19 protein-coding genes are annotated in these 15576 nt (G+C 70.0%); 9 read left to right on the forward strand and 10 right to left on the reverse strand.

Features of this window, described 5'->3' with window-relative positions:
* The first annotated feature begins 60 nt into the window (after positions 1–60).
* From ACZ7OH_RS16915 to ACZ7OH_RS16925, 3 genes are all read left to right on the forward strand, one after another.
* Positions 61–774: an ABC transporter ATP-binding protein gene (locus tag ACZ7OH_RS16915; RefSeq protein ID WP_470281622.1), complete on the forward strand. Its 714-nt coding sequence runs from the start codon at positions 61–63 to the stop codon at positions 772–774.
* Entirely contained in the window at positions 771–1505 is a 735-nt protein-coding gene (locus tag ACZ7OH_RS16920; RefSeq protein ID WP_470281623.1) for an ABC transporter permease, read from the forward strand. Before ACZ7OH_RS16915 ends, ACZ7OH_RS16920 begins: the two co-directional genes overlap by 4 nt.
* 92 nt (positions 1506–1597) lie before the next feature.
* On the forward strand, positions 1598–1990 hold the full coding sequence (locus ACZ7OH_RS16925) for an SCO5389 family protein (RefSeq protein ID WP_400901845.1): 393 nt from the start codon (positions 1598–1600) through the stop codon (positions 1988–1990).
* Between the two features lie 37 nt (positions 1991–2027).
* On the opposite strand, the gene ACZ7OH_RS16930 is transcribed toward ACZ7OH_RS16925, so the two are convergent.
* Together ACZ7OH_RS16930 and ACZ7OH_RS16935 are read right to left on the reverse strand one after the other, a co-directional pair.
* Positions 2028–2183, reverse strand: a complete 156-nt coding sequence (locus ACZ7OH_RS16930) for a hypothetical protein (RefSeq protein ID WP_086675995.1) — start codon at positions 2181–2183, stop codon at positions 2028–2030.
* Positions 2183–3154 (reverse strand): class E sortase, encoded by a 972-nt coding sequence (locus tag ACZ7OH_RS16935; RefSeq protein WP_470281624.1) that lies wholly within the window; start codon positions 3152–3154, stop codon positions 2183–2185. The genes ACZ7OH_RS16930 and ACZ7OH_RS16935 overlap by 1 nt, the downstream gene beginning before the upstream one ends.
* Positions 3155–3434: 280 nt before the next feature.
* On the opposite strand from ACZ7OH_RS16935, the gene crgA reads away from it, so the two are divergent.
* Positions 3435–3701 (forward strand): cell division protein CrgA, encoded by a 267-nt coding sequence (gene crgA / locus ACZ7OH_RS16940; protein ID WP_033261030.1) that lies wholly within the window; start codon positions 3435–3437, stop codon positions 3699–3701.
* Positions 3702–3813: 112 nt separating this feature from the next.
* A complete protein-coding gene (locus tag ACZ7OH_RS16945; protein WP_470281625.1) occupies positions 3814–4191 on the forward strand; it encodes a PH domain-containing protein in 378 nt (125 codons plus the stop codon).
* Here the strand turns inward: ACZ7OH_RS16945 and ACZ7OH_RS16950 are convergent.
* Both ACZ7OH_RS16950 and ACZ7OH_RS16955 read right to left on the reverse strand, forming a co-directional pair.
* A complete protein-coding gene (locus tag ACZ7OH_RS16950) occupies positions 4188–5141 on the reverse strand; it encodes a rhomboid family intramembrane serine protease (protein WP_400901853.1) in 954 nt (317 codons plus the stop codon). The two genes, ACZ7OH_RS16945 and ACZ7OH_RS16950, sit on opposite strands and share 4 nt — an antisense overlap.
* 39 nt (positions 5142–5180) lie before the next feature.
* A complete protein-coding gene (locus ACZ7OH_RS16955) occupies positions 5181–5690 on the reverse strand; it encodes a peptidylprolyl isomerase (protein ID WP_372667583.1) in 510 nt (169 codons plus the stop codon).
* Between the two features lie 98 nt (positions 5691–5788).
* On the opposite strand from ACZ7OH_RS16955, the gene ACZ7OH_RS16960 reads away from it, so the two are divergent.
* Positions 5789–6325 (forward strand): hypothetical protein, encoded by a 537-nt coding sequence (locus ACZ7OH_RS16960; RefSeq protein WP_400865955.1) that lies wholly within the window; start codon positions 5789–5791, stop codon positions 6323–6325.
* A 61-nt stretch (positions 6326–6386) separates the two neighbouring features.
* Here ACZ7OH_RS16960 and ACZ7OH_RS16965 read toward each other — a convergent pair whose 3' ends face one another.
* Together ACZ7OH_RS16965 and ACZ7OH_RS16970 are read right to left on the reverse strand one after the other, a co-directional pair.
* The gene (locus tag ACZ7OH_RS16965; protein WP_400901857.1) at positions 6387–6839 is read right to left on the reverse strand and encodes a DUF6918 family protein; all 453 of its coding nucleotides are present in this window, start codon (positions 6837–6839) and stop codon (positions 6387–6389) included.
* A gap of 146 nt (positions 6840–6985) precedes the next feature.
* Complete coding sequence (locus ACZ7OH_RS16970) at positions 6986–7519, reverse strand: DUF2020 domain-containing protein (protein ID WP_470281626.1); 534 nt, start codon at positions 7517–7519, stop codon at positions 6986–6988.
* Positions 7520–7601: 82 nt separating this feature from the next.
* Here ACZ7OH_RS16970 and ACZ7OH_RS16975 point away from each other — a divergent pair, with 82 nt between their 5' ends.
* From ACZ7OH_RS16975 to ACZ7OH_RS16985, 3 genes are read left to right on the forward strand one after another with little or no spacing between them, the layout of a single operon-like run.
* Entirely contained in the window at positions 7602–8213 is a 612-nt protein-coding gene (locus ACZ7OH_RS16975) for a hypothetical protein (RefSeq protein WP_470281627.1), read from the forward strand.
* Between the two features lies 1 nt (position 8214).
* Complete coding sequence (locus ACZ7OH_RS16980) at positions 8215–8853, forward strand: pyridoxine/pyridoxamine 5'-phosphate oxidase (protein ID WP_470281628.1); 639 nt, start codon at positions 8215–8217, stop codon at positions 8851–8853.
* 43 nt (positions 8854–8896) lie between these two features.
* On the forward strand, positions 8897–10285 hold the full coding sequence (locus ACZ7OH_RS16985; RefSeq protein ID WP_470281629.1) for an alpha/beta fold hydrolase: 1389 nt from the start codon (positions 8897–8899) through the stop codon (positions 10283–10285).
* 47 nt (positions 10286–10332) lie between these two features.
* Here the strand turns inward: ACZ7OH_RS16985 and ACZ7OH_RS16990 are convergent, their stop codons facing one another.
* Genes ACZ7OH_RS16990 through ACZ7OH_RS17005 form a run of 4 tightly spaced genes read right to left on the reverse strand, consistent with a single transcriptional unit; the run spans position 10333 to position 15542 of the window.
* A complete protein-coding gene (locus tag ACZ7OH_RS16990; protein WP_470281630.1) occupies positions 10333–11709 on the reverse strand; it encodes a DUF4407 domain-containing protein in 1377 nt (458 codons plus the stop codon).
* Positions 11702–12664, reverse strand: a complete 963-nt coding sequence (locus tag ACZ7OH_RS16995) for a hypothetical protein (RefSeq protein WP_470281631.1) — start codon at positions 12662–12664, stop codon at positions 11702–11704. The genes ACZ7OH_RS16990 and ACZ7OH_RS16995 overlap by 8 nt, the downstream gene beginning before the upstream one ends.
* A complete protein-coding gene (locus ACZ7OH_RS17000; RefSeq protein ID WP_470281632.1) occupies positions 12664–14823 on the reverse strand; it encodes a hypothetical protein in 2160 nt (719 codons plus the stop codon). Before ACZ7OH_RS17000 ends, ACZ7OH_RS16995 begins: the two co-directional genes overlap by 1 nt.
* A gap of 5 nt (positions 14824–14828) precedes the next feature.
* Positions 14829–15542 (reverse strand): hypothetical protein, encoded by a 714-nt coding sequence (locus ACZ7OH_RS17005; protein ID WP_470281633.1) that lies wholly within the window; start codon positions 15540–15542, stop codon positions 14829–14831.
* Positions 15543–15576: the final 34 nt, after the last annotated feature.

Below are 15576 nucleotides of genomic sequence, written 5' to 3' on the forward strand. Positions count from 1 at the left end.
ACTTGAGCTGGGGATTCAGCGTCATTCTGCGCGACCGCGAAGATTCGTAGCTTTGTCGTCATGCCCCTCATCGAAGTCACCGACCTCCGCAAGCGCTACGGCTCCCGGGTCGCGGTCGACGGCGTTTCGTTCACCGTCGAGCGCGGCGAAATCTTCGGCATCCTCGGCACGAACGGCGCCGGGAAGACCACCACGGTCGAGTGCCTGCAGGGCCTCCGCCGTGCGGACGCCGGGGAGATCTCCGTGCTCGGCCTCGACCCCGCGACCGACCGCGCCGCGCTGACCCGCCGCGTCGGCGTGCAGCTGCAGGAAAGCCGGCTGCCGCCGAAGCTGCGGGTGCGCGAGGCGCTGGAACTGTTCGCCTCCTTCTACCCGGATCCGGCCGACGTCGACGTCCTGCTCGATCAGCTCGAACTGCGCGATCACGCGCGCGGCTACTTCGGGAAGCTGTCCGGCGGCCAGAAGCAGCGCGTGTCGATCGCGCTCGCGCTGGTGGGCAACCCCGAGCTGGCCATCCTCGACGAGCTGACGACCGGGCTCGACCCGCACGCCCGCCGCGAGACGTGGCGGCTGGTCGAAGGCGTGCGCGCCGCCGGCGTCACCGTCCTGCTGGTCACGCACTTCATGGACGAGGCCGAGCGGCTCTGCGACCGCGTCGCGATCTTCGACGCCGGCCGCGTGGTCGCGACCGGCACGCCCGCCGAGCTCCGCGCGACGGCCGGAGCCTCCACTTTGGACGACGCGTTCGTCTCGCTCACGAGGAGCACGCTGTGAACACCTTCGCCAAGATCACCGCCACCGAGACCAAGCTCTTCCTCCGCACGCCGCTCATGGCGATCGCGGGGCTCCTGCTGCCGACCGCCGTGCTGCTCGCGGTGGGCGCGATCCCGGGCATGACGGAACCCAGCCCGGCGGCCGGCGGATACCGCTTCATCGACGCCTGGGTCCCGTCGCTGGTCGTCATCAGCCTCGCGATGCTCGCCCTGCAGTCGATCCCGGCCGCGGTCGCGACCTACCGCGAGCAGGGCGTGCTGCGCCGGCTGGCCACCACCCCGGTGCACCCGGTCAACCTGCTGGGAGCGCAGCTGCTGATCCACGTCGTGGTCGCGCTGGCGGGCATCGGCCTGGTGCTCGCGGCGGCCCACGCGGCCTACGACGTCCCGATGCCGAAGCACCCGCTGCTGTTCCTGCTGACGCTGCTGCTCGGCACGGTCTCGATGTTCTCGTTCGGCCTGCTGGCCGCCGCGATCGCCCGGACGGCCAAGGCGGCGGGCGGGTTCGCGCTGGTCGCGTTCATCCCGACGATGTTCTTCGGCGGCGTGTACCTGCCACGGGCGCTGCTGCCGGTGGTCCTGCAGCGGATCGGCGACTACCTGCCGCCGGGCACGCAGCCGCTGCAGGACGCCTGGGTCGGCACCGGCGTGCAGCCGCTGCAGCTGGTCGTCCTCGCCGGCTTCGCGGTCATCGGAACGGCCTCGGCGGCGAAGCTCTTCCGCTGGGAGTGATCCGCCATATTGGTGATGATCATCGTTTTCTCTTGTGGCCGGGCCACGCGGCCGGTAGCCAGGAAGACGGCCCTGCTCAAACTGGAGGTTCGATGTCCCTGGACGTGTCACCCGCGCTGCTGGAGAAGGCCGAGCGCGGGGAGGTCACCGACGCCGAGTTCGTCACCTGCGTCAAGGAGTCCCTGCCGTACGCCTGGGAGGTCATCACCGGCGTCATCGCCGACGCCGAGGGCGCGGCGGACGGGTTCGCCGACAACGAGACGCCACCGCCGAGCGAGGCCGCCCGCGGCCAGCTGCTGCGAGCCCTGGCCTCGGACGCGATCCGGGGCGGGCTGGAGCGCCACTTCGGCGTCAAGCTGGCCTTCCAGAACTGCCACCGGGTCGCGGTGTTCCGGAAGTCCGAAGTGGACGGTGACCGCTACCGAGCGTTCGTCTCGCCGCGCGGCCAGCTGCTCAACCAGAGCCCGGAGCTGCGGGACTGCTAGCCCGGCCCTCCGGCGCACCGCCCGGTGCGCCGGAGGCTCAGTTGACCGCGACCTCGTTGAACCACAGCCGCGGCTCCAGCCACGGGAACACCACGAACATCAGCAGCGCCACGACGCCGAGGGCGAGGACCACCGCGATCGTCAGCTTCACCGCGAACGGGCCGGGGAACTTCCGCCAGAGCCAGGCGTACATCAGGCCTCCCCGATCTTCGAGAGCAGGTCGCCGTAGTCCTTGACCTGGTTCTTCGGCACCTGCTGGGTCAGCACCGACGTGATGATGAGCCGCTCGCGGGCGGAGAACTGCGGGTGGCACGTCGTGAGCGTGAGCAGCGCGGCCTGCTGGGCCTTCGGCAGCGCCTCGGCGTCCTTGTACGGGACCGGGTTCACCGCCGTGCCCTCGCTGGGCAGCACGACCTTGCGGCCGAACGTCTTGCTGTACGCACCGCCCTCTTCGGCGTTCGGGTCGCGCAGGGTCGAGACGCCCTTGCACTTCGGGTCGGCGCCCTTGCCGCCCGCCCAGTTCTCGATCTCGTCGTCGTAGGGCAGGACCTTGTAGATGTAGAAGTCGGTCGAGGTCTCGATCACGATCTGGTCACAGGAGGAGAGGTTGTCCAGGTCGTTGAACGGGGCGCCCTTGCCGACGCGGTGGCCGGCGACGGCGAAGTTGCCGGGCTCGCCGGGCAGCGACGTGCCCTTGTAGTGGCCGGGGCCGACTTCGAGGGAGGCGTCGTCGGTGCCTTCCTGGATCGTGAAGTTGTAGTCGACGCCGAACGTCGGGATGTGGATCCGGGCGAACGCCTTGCCGTCGATGAGTTCGGGGTGCAGCGTGCGGTCGTGCGCCCACTCGCCGTCGAGCTGGTCGCTCGCCTCGGACTGCTTGCCCGCCGAGAACAGGTCGGTCACGTACAGCTCGTAGACCATGAACAGCAGCACGACCAGGCCCAGCGTGATGAGGATTTCGCCGGCCGTCCGGATCGCGACGCCGCCCTTGCCCAACGGAGGCGGGGCGGGCTTCTCCTTGGTCGCGGTGCCACCCTTCCCGACCGGGGCGAAGACGATGGTCTCCTCGTTCGCGCCGGGGGCCGGGGGCGGGCTGGTGTAGCGGCGGGGCGGCGGGCCCTGCGGACGCCGCGGCGGCTGACCGGAAGCCTGGCGTGGCGGCATTTGCCCACGTGGAGGCGGGACCGGGCGGCGCTGGGGCGCGGGCCGCTGCCCGGGGGTTCTGCGCCGGTCGTCATCCGGTCCTTCGCGCGTAGTCACGCAAGCTCCTCTCAAGCCGCGTCCAACACTTGGTGACCCCGACGTCACGGTACGGGAAATCCAACCACTCCCGGCCGCTGCTTTCCTGCGGTCATTTACGTTAACGTGTGCACGTGGCGCTGGTTGCGCACCCCAGGCGGGTCATCGCCACCAGACGAGCCCAAACAGCACCGCGAGGAACACGATGCCCAAGTCCAAGGTCCGCAAGAAGACGGCTTACACCCCGCCTGCCGACCGGCGTACGCCGGTGAAGGTGCGGGCGGCCGGTCCCACTGGTCTCGCCTGGAAGATCCCCATGTTCGGGCTGATGCTCGTGGGCCTGGTCTGGCTGCTGGTGAACTACATCGCCGGGGACAAGATCTCCTGGATGGCCGACCTGGGCAACTGGAACTTCGCCGGCGGGTTCGCGCTGATGATCGCGGGTCTGCTCATGACTATGCGTTGGCGCTGATTATTACTCCGAATGGCGGCTTGACGCCGAATTACACCGGTGTGACTCATCCCCAGTGTGGATAACCCCTGTGGATAACTACCCCACCTCGTGGGCGCCGCGGCGGGCCCTTGTGGTATCTGCGTGGGCGGTCACCGCGTTGCTGCTGGCCGGCGTGGTAGCCGACGTGCTGACCGGCGACCGCGGCGGTCTGGTGCTGTTCGCGCTGGCCACGCTGGCCGTCGGCGCGTTCGCCGCGCACTCGACGCTCGTCCGGCCCCGCCTGGCGGCCGGCCCGGACGGGCTGGCCGCCCGGACGCTCGGCGGCACCCACCGGCTGCCGTGGGCGCAGACCCGCACGCGGCTGCGCACCACCCGCCGGCTGGGCCGCGACGGCGTCACGCTCGAGATCGAGCACGAAGACGACCTGTACGTCTTCGGGTGGCTCGACCTCGGCGAAGACCCCCGGGACGTCCTGGACGTCCTCAGCACGCTCCGCGCGCGCAGCTAGCCGCAGCTGTAGAGCTCCTGGCCGCGGTACTGGACGAACTGGCAGGTCTGGGCCGCGACCTCGGTGTCCTTGTAGATCAGCAGCCCGATCATCGCGACGACGAGGATGGCGACCCCGGCCGCCTGCCAGGTCGCCTGGCGCGCCTGCGGCGCGTAGAGCATCGCCACGGTGACCAGCGCGCCGGTGACCAGGCCGCCGACGTGGCCGAGGATCGAGATGTTCGCGACGCCGAAGGTGATGAACGCGTTCAGCGCGAGCGTGATGATCAGCCCGGTCGGGTTGAGGCGCAGCTTCAGCACGATGACCGCGTAGGCGCCCATCAGGCCGAACAGCGCGCCGGACGCGCCGGCGGTGCCCCCGTCGAGGTTGTCGAAGAGCAGCACGGCCGTGGACGCGCCGAGCATCGAGACGAAGTAGAGCGCCAGGTACCGGACCTTGCCGAAGACCGGCTCGAGCGCGCGGCCCATCATCCACAACGAGAACATGTTGACCGCGATGTGGATCGGGCCGTAGTGCAGGAAGCCCGAGGTGAACACGCGCCACCACTCGTCGGCGCCGAAGGTCGCCTGGCCCCAGAGCACGCCCAGCTGGAAGACGTTCGACACCTGGTTGTCGTTGAGGCTGCGCGCCTGGACGACCGTGACGAGGAAGACCAGCACGTTGACCGCGAGGATGGCCTGCGTGGCCAGGAACGACCCGGATGGCCGCGCACCGGCGATGGTGCGCACGCCGAGGCCGGCTTCCTGGTAGCCGCGGTGCTGGCGGCGCTGCTGCTGGGTGCCGCTGTGGACGCAGTCGGTGCACTGGAAGCCGACGGGGGCTTCGCGGAGACAATCCGGGCACGCCGGACGCCCGCACCGGGAACAGCTCAGCCCGGTCGGGCGGTTCGGGTGCCACCAGCACCCGGGGAGCGCGGCTTGCTCGGCGGCGGGGTTCGGCGGTTGGTTCACGATGTCACCAACCTACCGAAACTCCCGTCGGGGAAGCCGTCAGTGCTCGATGGTGACCTTCTCGATGACGACGTCGGTCAGCGGACGGTCCGCCGGGCCGGTCGCCGTGCGCGCGATCGCGTCGACGACGTTGCGCGACTCCTGGTCGGCCACCTCGCCGAAGATCGTGTGCCGGAAGTTCAGGTGGGTGGTCGGCGCGACCGTGATGAAGAACTGCGAGCCGTTCGTGCCGGGCCCCGCGTTGGCCATGGCCAGCAGGTACGGCTTGCTGAACTGCAGCTCCGGGTGGAACTCGTCGCCGAACTTGTAGCCGGGGCCGCCGCGGCCGGTTCCGGTCGGGTCGCCGCCCTGCAGCATGAAGCCGTCGATGACCCGGTGGAAGATCGAACCGTCGTAGAAGGGGCCGGAGTTCGTGCCCGCCGCGTTCGGCTGGGTGTACTCCTTGGTGCCTTCCGCGAGCCCGACGAAGTTCGCGACCGTCTTCGGCGCGTGGTCGGGGAGGAGGTTCAGGTTGATGTCACCCTGGTTGGTGTGCAGCGTTGCTTTCACAGGCCCAATCGTGCCATCTGCGGCGGGCGGCGGCGAAAAGGGGCACGATAGGTTACGGGTAACAGAGCAGTGTCAAAACGAATGATGAGGTGAAGTCCATGTCCCGGGCGACAGCCCAGGCCGCCGAGACCGCCGACAAACTCGTCTCCGAGGGCGTCAAGCACGGCCGGCGCGCGCAGAAGCAGCTCGCGAAGAAGACCGAGCTCACCCGCAAGGAGCTCAAGAAGAGCTCGAAGGCCGCCCGCCAGGAGGCCCTCTCCCGCCTGTCCGAGCTGCGCAAGCCGGGCCGCAAGGCCAAGAAGGCCGCCATCAAGGCCGCGAAGGCGGCCGGCGACTCGAAGCGCCGCGGCAAGAAGGACTTCAAGGCGGCGAAGAAGGACTTCTACGCCGCAGTCGTCGAGGCCAAGGCCGCGGCGAAGGGCACGCGCAGCCGTCGCAAGTGGCCGTGGCTGCTCGGCCTGGTCGTGGTCGGCGCCGGTGCCGCCTACGCGCTCCGGTCGAAGCAGGAGCCGCCGGTCGCGCCCGCGCCGCCGAAGGCCACCCCGCCCGCGCCGAAGCCCGCCGAAGCGGCGAAGCCGAGCCCGCAGGCGAACGGCAAGGCGCCGTCCCCGGCGCCCGCCGAGAAGAAGAACTGAAGCCGACGCGAAGAGGCCCCTCGGGCGTGCACCCGAGGGGCCTCTTCAGTCGTGCGTGCGATCAGGCGTTCGCGGCGTGCTTGTCGATCAGCTGGCCCAGGCGGGGCAGCGCCTCTTCGACGTTCTTCTTGCCGTTCGGGCGCAGCTTCGAGTAGACCTTCTTGATGCTGTCCCGGCTGCTGCGCTCGGCGCGCGTGTCGGTGACGCTCAGCAGCGCGTCGGAGGCCTCGTCCGAGCGGCTGGTCAGGTAGGCGCCGAAGTCGTTGCCGCCCTTGGCGCGGTAGTCGCCGTAGAACGGCTCGAGCGCGGTGGCGAAGTCGGGCAGCAGCGTGTCGACGGCCGAGGGGATGATGCCCGGCTTGATCTTCTTGACCGCGGCGAAGCCGGTCTTGACGACGGCACCCGAAACGCCGCCCTTGTCCGAGACCTCGGCGTCGACGAGGGTCTCGAAGTCCGTCACGACAGCCGGACGACGGCTGGAGTCGAGCAGGATGTCCTTGAGGGTGTCAGCCACGAATCTTGTCCTTTGCGTTGCAGATTTTGTGCCCGGCCCCGGGGTGGGGATCCCCCGATGGCTGCGGTGCGCGAGTCCACGAAGCCTGCGCGTGACGCACAGGGTAATACAAGATCAACATCACTCACCCGTGTGGAGCCCGCTACCTAGAGCTTCAGGGCAGCGATAGCCTTCTTGACCACTGTGCGTGCCTTTACGCTCTGTTTCTGGTTGGTGGTCGCGATGACCGCCGCGGACCCCTTCGCGACCGCGTAGACGGCGCCGTCGTCGGTCGATTCGTAGCCGCCCTTCCAGCCGGAAGGGTCGCTGGCCGGGTTGGACGAGTCGACCGGCGCCGCCTTGTTGACCAGCGCGGTCGCCGTCTTCGCGTCCCCGACGTAGACACGGACGGTGAGCTGGATCTTCCCGTCCGGGCGGTAGAAGAAGCACGCAGGGTGAGGCTTGTCAGCCGAGATCCGCACCTTCGAAACGTGCTGGCCGTTCGAGTCGGCCACGAACTGGCTGTCGAGGTACGGGCAGTCCCCGGTCGCGCCAGGCTGGGGGTCCGGTGGCAGGTCCGCACCCCCGGCCGTGCCGACGGACGTCGACGGCGGGCTGGGGGTCGCGGTGCCGGACACGAGGGAGGGGCCGCAGCCGGCCAGCAGCACCACGGCGGGCGCGAGAAGTACGAGTCGTCGCATAGCGCGCACAGTCAACCATGAAGCGTGTGTGAAAACTGCTGGCTGAAGTCGACGTGACCGCGAGGCGTGCGACGATGGCGTCGTGCTTACCCCCGAGCAGTACCTCGGCGTGGTGGCCGAGCGCATCCAGCGGTCCGGCGGCAACTTCGGGACCGTGCAGATCGGGCCCGCGCTCTGCCCCGTCGGGTTGTTCGCCGAGTCGGTGATGCTGTCGACGATGAACTACTGCGTCATCGCGGCGGCCGTCCCCGAGATCAGCGCGGCCGCGCTGTACGACTTCACCGGCCGCGCCACGCAGTACGCGCGCGCCAACCTGGTCGGCACCATGGGCTGGACCGCGGCCTCGGTCGTGATCGCCGGGCTGGTCGGCCACCACGTGCACCCGGACGCCGCGCAAGCCGCGTCGGCGAAGACGAGCAACCAGTTCGGCGGCGAGACGCGCATGGTGGCGGTCGACCTCACCGCGGGCCAGACGTACGCGTTCACCGGCGGGAAGGTCTGGGGCGCCGCGATGCACGGCGCGATCCGCGCCAAGCTGACGTTCTGCTTCCCGCCGCCCGCCGAGGCCTACCAGCAGGTGCAGTGGCAGCAGGCGCAGGTCCAGCCGCAGCAGCCGCCGGTACCGCCCCCGCCGGCCGCCGGTCCGCCCGCGCCCGGCTACCCGCCGCCGGGACAGCAGCCGTACGGTTACTGACATGGTCGCGTTGCGCGGATGGCCCTCGTTCCCTGAAGAACTCCCTGTGTTCAAGCCGGAAACGGCGGCCGCCGACCCGCAGACGCTCTTCGTCGAATGGCTGACCGAAGCCGGTGAACACGTGCTGGCGCCGCACGCCGTCACACTGTCCACAGTGGACGCCGATGGCGCGCCGGACGCGCGGGTGGTCATCCTCAAGGACGTCGGCCCGGCGGGCTGGGCGGTCGCGACCAGCTCGGAGAGCCCGAAAGGCCTGCAGCTGCACAAGGATCCACGCGCCGCGCTGACGTTCTTCTGGCCCGGCCGCGGCCGTCAGGTCCGGCTGCGCGGCCCGGTCTCCCCCGCGGCGCCCGAGGTATCCGCGGCGGACTTCTTGGCGCGGCCACCGGCGTCGCGCGTCGAGGCGTTCATCGGGCACCAGTCGCAGGTCCTGCACGACCCGGCCGACCTCGACGCGGCGGCCGCGGAGGCAGAGCGCTGGGTCGCGGAAAACCCGGACGTGGCCCCGGAAACGTGGACGCGCTACCTCGTCGACCCGGACGAAGTCGAGTTCTGGCAAGCCAGTCACGACCGCCGGCACGTGCGGCTGCGGTACCGGAAGTCCGACGGCGGCTGGGTCCGCGAGCGCCTCTGGCCCTGATCGGAGGTATACCGCGCCCGGGTCTTTGTGGCGATGATGGATCATGCGCTCGAAACTGCTGACCGCCGGGCTGGTCCTGGCGTTGACTGCCGCACTCGGGGGTGTGGCCTCGGCCGACGCGCGTCCTGGGGGACGACCGACGCTGAGGGACCCGCACCCGTGCCCGGGCCAACCGGGCTTCACCTGCTCGACGTTGACCGTGCCGCTCGACCGGTCCGGCCGCGTGCCGGGCACGCTCGACCTGCCGGTCGCGACGGCCGACAACGTGACCGCCCCCAAGGGCGTGCTGCTGTTCTTGACCGGCGGGCCCGGCCAGGGCGGCGTCCGCAGCATCACGCGGATCGCGACCCAGCGGCTGCCGGAAGTCGCGAAGGACTACCGGTTCGTCATGCTGGACCAGCGCGGCACCGGCGCGAACGCGTTGCACTGCCCGGGTTTGCAGGCGCAGATGGGCAGCTCGGACATCGCGACGCCAACGCGTGACGCGGTCACCGAGTGCGCGCGCATCCTCGGCAACACAGCGCCGCTGTACTCGACCGACCAGACCGTCGCGGACTTCGACCAGCTCCGCCAGGCGCTGGGCGTGTCGAAGATGGTGGTCGACGGCGTCTCGTACGGCTCGTTCACGGCGGCGCGGTACGCGATCGCGCACCCGGGCAACGTCAGCAAGGTCGTCCTGGATTCGGTGCTGCCGCACCACGCGTCCGCATCGGCGTCCCTCTACCTGACGGGGTTGACGGCCGAGGCGCGTGTGCTGCGCGCGGCGTGCGCGGTGGCCCCGGCCTGCGGCTTCGACCCGGCGGACGACCTGGCGTGGGTGGTCCGCCACCGCGGCACGGCGGACGGCGTGAAGATCTTCGACTTGATCGTGACATACGAGTTCGTCGACCCGACGTACCGCAACCCGTCCGCGGGCGACGTCATCGGAGCCCTCCACGCGGCCCGCGGCGGATCGCCGGAGCAGCTGGATGGGCTCCTGGAGACGTACAAGTCGGGCGGCGACGACCCGGCATCGTTCAGCTCGGGATTGCACGCGGCGACGCTGTGCGCGGACCAGCGCTTCCCATGGGGCTCATCGGCGACGCCCATGGCTTTGCGGCAGCCGCTGTTGTCGTTGACAGCACGCGCGCTGCCACCGTCGGCGACCTGGCCATACACGACGGAAGTGGCGACGCAGCAGGGCTTCATCCAGACGTGCCTGCCGTGGCCCGCGGAGCGCCCCGGCTCGAACCCGGCGTCCCGGCTGCCGAACGTCCCGGTCCTGCTGCTGAACGGCGACCGCGACTTGTCGACACCGCTGGAGTGGGCGCGCGAGGAAGCGGCCCAGGCCCCTCGTGGCCAGTTGGTGATCGTCCCGGGCGAGTCCCATTCGATCCAGAACCGCGAGCGCGGCCACGCGGGCCGGGACGCGGTGCTCAGCTTCCTTCGCTGAGGCGGACGGCCCGGGTGCGTTTCCGGCGCCCGGGCCGTCGAAGCCGCTCACGTCATGACGTGCGGTTTCCTTCCGTTGACCTCGTCCCGCGGTCTTTCCGTTGGCGCTTCACCGAAGACGTCGGTCTGCTTCAGCCGCGCCGCGAGCCGGACGACCTCGTCGTCCAGATCGGCCTGGAGCCGCGCTTCCTCGGACCGCCGCAGCGCGTCGGACTTCGCCCGGCGGGTGTCGGCCTGGTTCCGGAGTTCGTGCTGCTCGTTCTCCAGCCGGAAGACCTCGCGAGCTTCATCGGTGCGGACCCGCTGCTGGAACACCTTGCACACGCTGTTCACGCGCATCTCCAGCAGCTGCTCGTAGCGGGTGGTCCCGCTCAGCAGCTTGACCAGCACGGGAAGGCAATCAACGAGGATCAAGAAGCCGCGGATGAACCAGGTGGCCGCGACCAGGAACCCGTTTTCGGTCGTGAGGTCGTCCAGAGCTCGCAGCCGCTCGAGGAGACCGATCGCGCCCTGGTGGGACGCCTCCGCGGCCACTTGGCGCTGGACTTCCGCGTCACGGTCCTGGCGGTAGTTGCGCTGGGCGTCGCCGAGGGTCGCAGTGAGCTCGGTGATCTTGGTTTCCAGCCCGGCCAGCCGGGTCGCCCGGTCGGTGATCGGGTGGGTTTGCCGGAAGTCCGCGGCTTCCCGTTCCCGGGCGAGGCACTCCGGTCCGCGGCCCGCCTTGCCGCTCAAGCCCGGCCCAGCGGTACCGACGCACTCCCCGCTCGCGACGCTGTCGCGGCGGGCTTGCTCGTCCGTGTCGTCCTTGATGCTCTTCCGGAGGCCGCCGGCTTCGTTACGCAGGTCGTCCAGCTGACGTGCCACCGTCGCGTGGTTCGCCAGCAGGTTCATCCGGTGCCCGGCGCACTCCGGCTGTTCCGCGGCCTTGCGCGCCCCCTCGTCGGCATCGGGTTCCGGGTTGCACCGCAGGAGGACGCTGGTCAGGTCGCGCAGCGACTGGTCACGCTCGTCGCGGATGTGCTGTTCGATCGCGGGCTGGAAGACCCGCAGGACGAGCGGTTCCGCGATCACGACTCCGAAGCAGGCGGCGACGAGCAGGCGCGGGACGAGCAAGGACGCGCGCTTGGTCCAAGCCGTCGTGGTCGAACTGGCGATGAGCCAGCGGTCGAGGTTGAGGATGAAGACGCCCCAGATCAGGGCCGGCACGAACAGCAGGACGTTGAACCCGCCGAGCGCTTCGCTGAGCCCGACGAGCATCGAGAACGTGGCGATGGTCGCGGTGCCGAGAACGACCCCGCCCATCGCCGTGTACCGGGGCCGGTCGCTCGGGATCTCGTCGAGCAGCTTCTCGTCGACCCCGGTGAGGATGCGGAGCCTGCGAGCGAGCGTCGGGAGGTCCGGCGGACGGATCTTCGGTTCAGTCACCTGAGTTCTCCCGCGGGCCTTGGCCTTCGTCGAGCTGAGCCGCGGGCTGCCTCGAAGCGAGGTCGCCGCGGGCCTGGCGGTGGGGCATCGCGCTGTCGATGACCGACGCGAACAACCTCTCCGCGTCGACGGCGATGGTGTCCAACGCCCCGTCGGGGAGGACTTCGAGCAGCTTGATGAGGTTCTGCTCCTTCTGCGCGCGTTCGGTGTGGGCTCGCTCCGCGGCTTCGGCCAGGTTCAGCTGGTTCTTCGCCGCGGCGATGGACGACAGGGCCTCGGGGCCGCGGTCGAAGTACTCGCTCAACCGGGCGGCCGTCCGGTCTTCGGCCGCCTGCTCGCGCTCGTCGAGCTTGTGCCGCCATCCCTGGTCACGCAGGTCACGTTCGTGGTCGGCCAGCGCCGTCGGCGTCTGCACCGACACCCCGGCCAGTTCCGTGCGTATTCCCGGCAGTGCGGGCGGGCGGAGCCGGCAGTAGGCCTCGACGAGCGCGCCCACTTCCTGGCGCACTTTGGTGATCTGTGCGACCGAGTACACACCGGACACACCGGCCAGTGCCCCGTTCTGCTTCAGGTGGGTGCGCAGCGGTGCCCGCAGGTCGGTCCACCCGTGCTCCGCCACCAGTTCCGGATCGACGACCTGGCAGGTGAAGTCCACGACGACGGTGAAGTCGTCGGCCGCGCTCGACGACGGCAGCCGGAACGACACCGGGATCTGGTATGCGCGCATACTCACTAGGCTCACCGAGACCGCGTTCACGACCAGGTCTTCGTTGCCCGCCAGGTGCTGGCGATCGGTCAGGGCGACGTAGGTGGATCCCCGCTCGAAGACGAAGACCGCGCCCGGTTCCGACGTCGGCAGTTCCGCGATCTGCCGGCTGCGGAACAAGAACTTCCGCGGGGCACGAGCGAGCGAACGCTCGGCCAGGACGGGAAAGGGACGTGCGTCGACGCTCATCAGAAATCTCCTCGGGGTCGGCGGGAACGGGGCAGCGGAGCGGGTTGCATCCCGCCGAGGGTGTGCAGCAGGGTGGTGAGGTTGGCTTCGGCCGACCGTGATCCGCCGGGCAGCAGCCGCTTGAGTTCTTCGTTGCGGAACCGCTGGTGAGCCGGTGGCATGGCTTCGCGGATCGCCTCTCCCAGGGCGGCGACCGCGCCCTGGACGTCGTCCGCCTTGTCCAGTGCCGCGAACGTGTCCCGCAGCGCGTCGATCGCGTCCGCCCGGTGCGGGGCGCTGCACAGCACATCGGCCCACAGCGCACCGAGCAGGGCGATGTTCTCCGACTGCTCGCGCAGGACAAGGGCCGCCACCGGCTCCGCGACGCCCACTCGACGCGCCCCGAGCAGGGTCACGACGAGCCGCCGGGCCGCCCGCAGCACGCGGACGCTGACTCCCTTCTCGTAGGCGTCGCCGTCGGCTTCGTCCGGTGCATCGGCCAGCGGATCGGCCACTGTCACGGCGACATCCGGCAAGGAAATCCCATCGAGGACCCGACCGTTCGTCGCCGTCACCAGCTCACGTGCGACGGTGGCGAGAACGTCGCCGGTAGCGGTCGCTCCGGCGTCGGCCGCGGTGGCCAGCAAGAATGCGAGCGAGCCGCCGGCCGCGTCGCCGATCCGCTTGGAACGCAACGCCAGGAAGCAAAGGCGCTGCATCGCTTCCGCCGGGTAGCGCAAGCCGAGGGGACCACCGAGCGCCATAGCCGAGGTGAGTGCCTTGGCGGTGCCTTGCCGATCTCCCCAGGCCAACGCGATGCTGAGCGCCAGCGGGGCCAGGCCGTCGTCGTCGCTCATGAACCAAAGGACCAGAGCGGCCTGGCTGCGCTCGACCACGCCGCCCGCCGCCCACGGCTCGAGAAACGACGCGCACACGTCGGCGAAGTCGTTGCGGGCGAGCATCGCCAGCCCGATCGCCAGCTGGCCCTCACCACGTTCGGTGAGCCCCAGCTCGCGGACGTCGAACAGCCACCGGCGCACCGGATCCCAAAGCTGGTGCCCGAACTCGTCGTAGAGCGCCTCCAGAGCGAGGGCCCGGTGTTCGCGGAGGCGGAAGGCGATCTGCCTGCCGACCCCACCGGCGCGTTCGCGCCCGCTGGCCACCAGCAACGGGTGCTCCCGGTTCCGCCGAGGCAGCTCCCGATCGCCGGTTGGCGCGACGGGAGGCGCCGGATCACTCGTGAGCAGAAGGCCTGCGAGGAGGTCGTCGAACACCGGCTCCGGGAGGACGCCGAAGAGAGCGACCACGGTGACCTCGAAGATGTCCCGCCGCAGCGAGGTGTTCTGGACCCAGTCGGTGACCTGCTGCCTCGCCTCGGACCGGAAGGCCTGCAGGGCGTTGTCCGGGTCGTCGCGAAGATGCGCGGCCAGGGCCACGATCTCGCGCGGGCGGAGGTGGACGACCTGCACCAAAGCCGCCGTCCGCACGCCTGCCTCGAGCGCGGCCATCCCGGGGAGGCTCAGGAGGAGCTCGCGCGGATCCGGCGCGGGCACTTCGGCGACGAACTCCGGCAGCGACTGCTCTCGCAAACCGGCCTCGGTGCTGGTGATGACGAGGTACGCCCCCGCCCGTTCGAGCACCGTCGACAGCGATCGGAAGTCGTGCTCGCGAACCTGCGCCGGGGCGCCGTCCCCGACGAGGTCGGCGATCAGGTACCCGTGCCCCTCGCGGTAGGTCATCCCGGTGCCGAGCTGCGCGAGTGTGCTCGCCGGGGAAATGCTCGTCAACGTCGGCGCGGGTCCGTCGGCAAGGCCGCCGCACACCTCCGAAAGCAGCTTCAAAGCCGCCGTGTACTTGCCGTCGCCCTCGTTGCCGTGGAGCACGACGAGGTGGTTGCGACGCAGGATCCGGCCGGCGCGGGACAGTCCTTCCGGTCGCACGAAGTCGCGCAACGCGGCTTCGAGCGCTTCCGGAGTGATGGTGCCCGTTGCCCGCCGGACTCGGGCGCCGAAGCCGAACACGGCGTTGTCGGCGTGGATGTCCCCCGAGATCGCGTTGTAGACGACCTGCTTCGCCGTGATGGCGACCCGGTCGCTTTCGCCGTACTCCGGTTCCGCGGCCGGTTGCGGTTCGGGCTCCGGCGCTTCGTGCTCTTCGTCCGTCGTGGTGGGAGTGGTCATGGCCGTCACCCGTTCCTGATGCCGAAGACGACGTTCTCGCCGTGGACGGATCCGTTGACGGTCGTCTGAACCGTGCCCGGTGACGTCGTGGGCTGTTCTTCCGGCCGCTCCTGGCTTTTCGCCCGCTCGGACGGTGCGCCCGCGTGGGGTTCCCAGATCCAGGCCGTCCCTGTGAACTCCTTCTTGGTGATCGTCACGCGGCGGAAGTCCGCCGGCCGGTGGGTCGTGTGCCCCTGGAGCACGGTGTCCTCGTACACCTGGTTCGACAGCGCGACCGCCAGGTCGCTCGCCGGGCGATCGTCGAGCGCGGCGTGCAGCTCCGGCGAATCGAGGATCCGCGCAAGCTCGACCGGCGCCGGGCCGGCGTGCCCGTTTTCGGCGGGCACAACGCGGCCGAAGTGCACGGCGAGCCGCAAGCGCAGCCGCAGATCGTCCCTCAGCCTGGAGTTGTGCCGGGCCAGGCATGCTGAAAGCTCACGCACGAACCCGTCGACCACGGTCTTCTCCGACACGTCGGCCGGCAACACCGCGAATTCGGAATCCCCGCCCTGCTGCCGGTGCCATTCCATTCGATCGAACCCGACGACCTCGGCGGCGTCGGTCAGCACTTCGAGCAAGTGCCGCTGGATCCATATCTGGTGAAGATCATTCCCCCGGCCGTAGCCACGAGCGTCCGCCGCCAAGCAGAGCCGACGGCAGACCTCGCCCATCTGCGCCATTTCAAGAACCTTTCGTATGCAAAATCCGCGCCGT

The sequence above is a fragment of the Amycolatopsis sp. NPDC114478 genome (assembly GCF_055633805.1).

What these genes read in the sequence shown, in the direction of transcription:
- ACZ7OH_RS16925 (WP_400901845.1), top strand. Translation starts at nt 1,598, where the DNA reads ATGTCCCTGGACGTGTCACCCGCGCTGCTGGAGAAGGCCGAGCGCGGG.
- ACZ7OH_RS16930 (WP_086675995.1), bottom strand. Translation starts at nt 2,183, where the DNA reads ATGTACGCCTGGCTCTGGCGGAAGTTCCCCGGCCCGTTCGCGGTGAAG.
- crgA (WP_033261030.1), top strand. Translation starts at nt 3,435, where the DNA reads ATGCCCAAGTCCAAGGTCCGCAAGAAGACGGCTTACACCCCGCCTGCC.
- ACZ7OH_RS16970 (WP_470281626.1), bottom strand. Translation starts at nt 7,519, where the DNA reads ATGCGACGACTCGTACTTCTCGCGCCCGCCGTGGTGCTGCTGGCCGGC.
- ACZ7OH_RS16960 (WP_400865955.1), top strand. Translation starts at nt 5,789, where the DNA reads ATGTCCCGGGCGACAGCCCAGGCCGCCGAGACCGCCGACAAACTCGTC.
- ACZ7OH_RS17005 (WP_470281633.1), bottom strand. Translation starts at nt 15,542, where the DNA reads ATGGCGCAGATGGGCGAGGTCTGCCGTCGGCTCTGCTTGGCGGCGGAC.
- ACZ7OH_RS16935 (WP_470281624.1), bottom strand. Translation starts at nt 3,154, where the DNA reads ATGCCGCCACGCCAGGCTTCCGGTCAGCCGCCGCGGCGTCCGCAGGGC.
- ACZ7OH_RS17000 (WP_470281632.1), bottom strand. Translation starts at nt 14,823, where the DNA reads ATGACCACTCCCACCACGACGGACGAAGAGCACGAAGCGCCGGAGCCC.
- ACZ7OH_RS16980 (WP_470281628.1), top strand. Translation starts at nt 8,215, where the DNA reads ATGGTCGCGTTGCGCGGATGGCCCTCGTTCCCTGAAGAACTCCCTGTG.
- ACZ7OH_RS16915 (WP_470281622.1), top strand. Translation starts at nt 61, where the DNA reads ATGCCCCTCATCGAAGTCACCGACCTCCGCAAGCGCTACGGCTCCCGG.
- ACZ7OH_RS16985 (WP_470281629.1), top strand. Translation starts at nt 8,897, where the DNA reads ATGCGCTCGAAACTGCTGACCGCCGGGCTGGTCCTGGCGTTGACTGCC.
- ACZ7OH_RS16995 (WP_470281631.1), bottom strand. Translation starts at nt 12,664, where the DNA reads ATGAGCGTCGACGCACGTCCCTTTCCCGTCCTGGCCGAGCGTTCGCTC.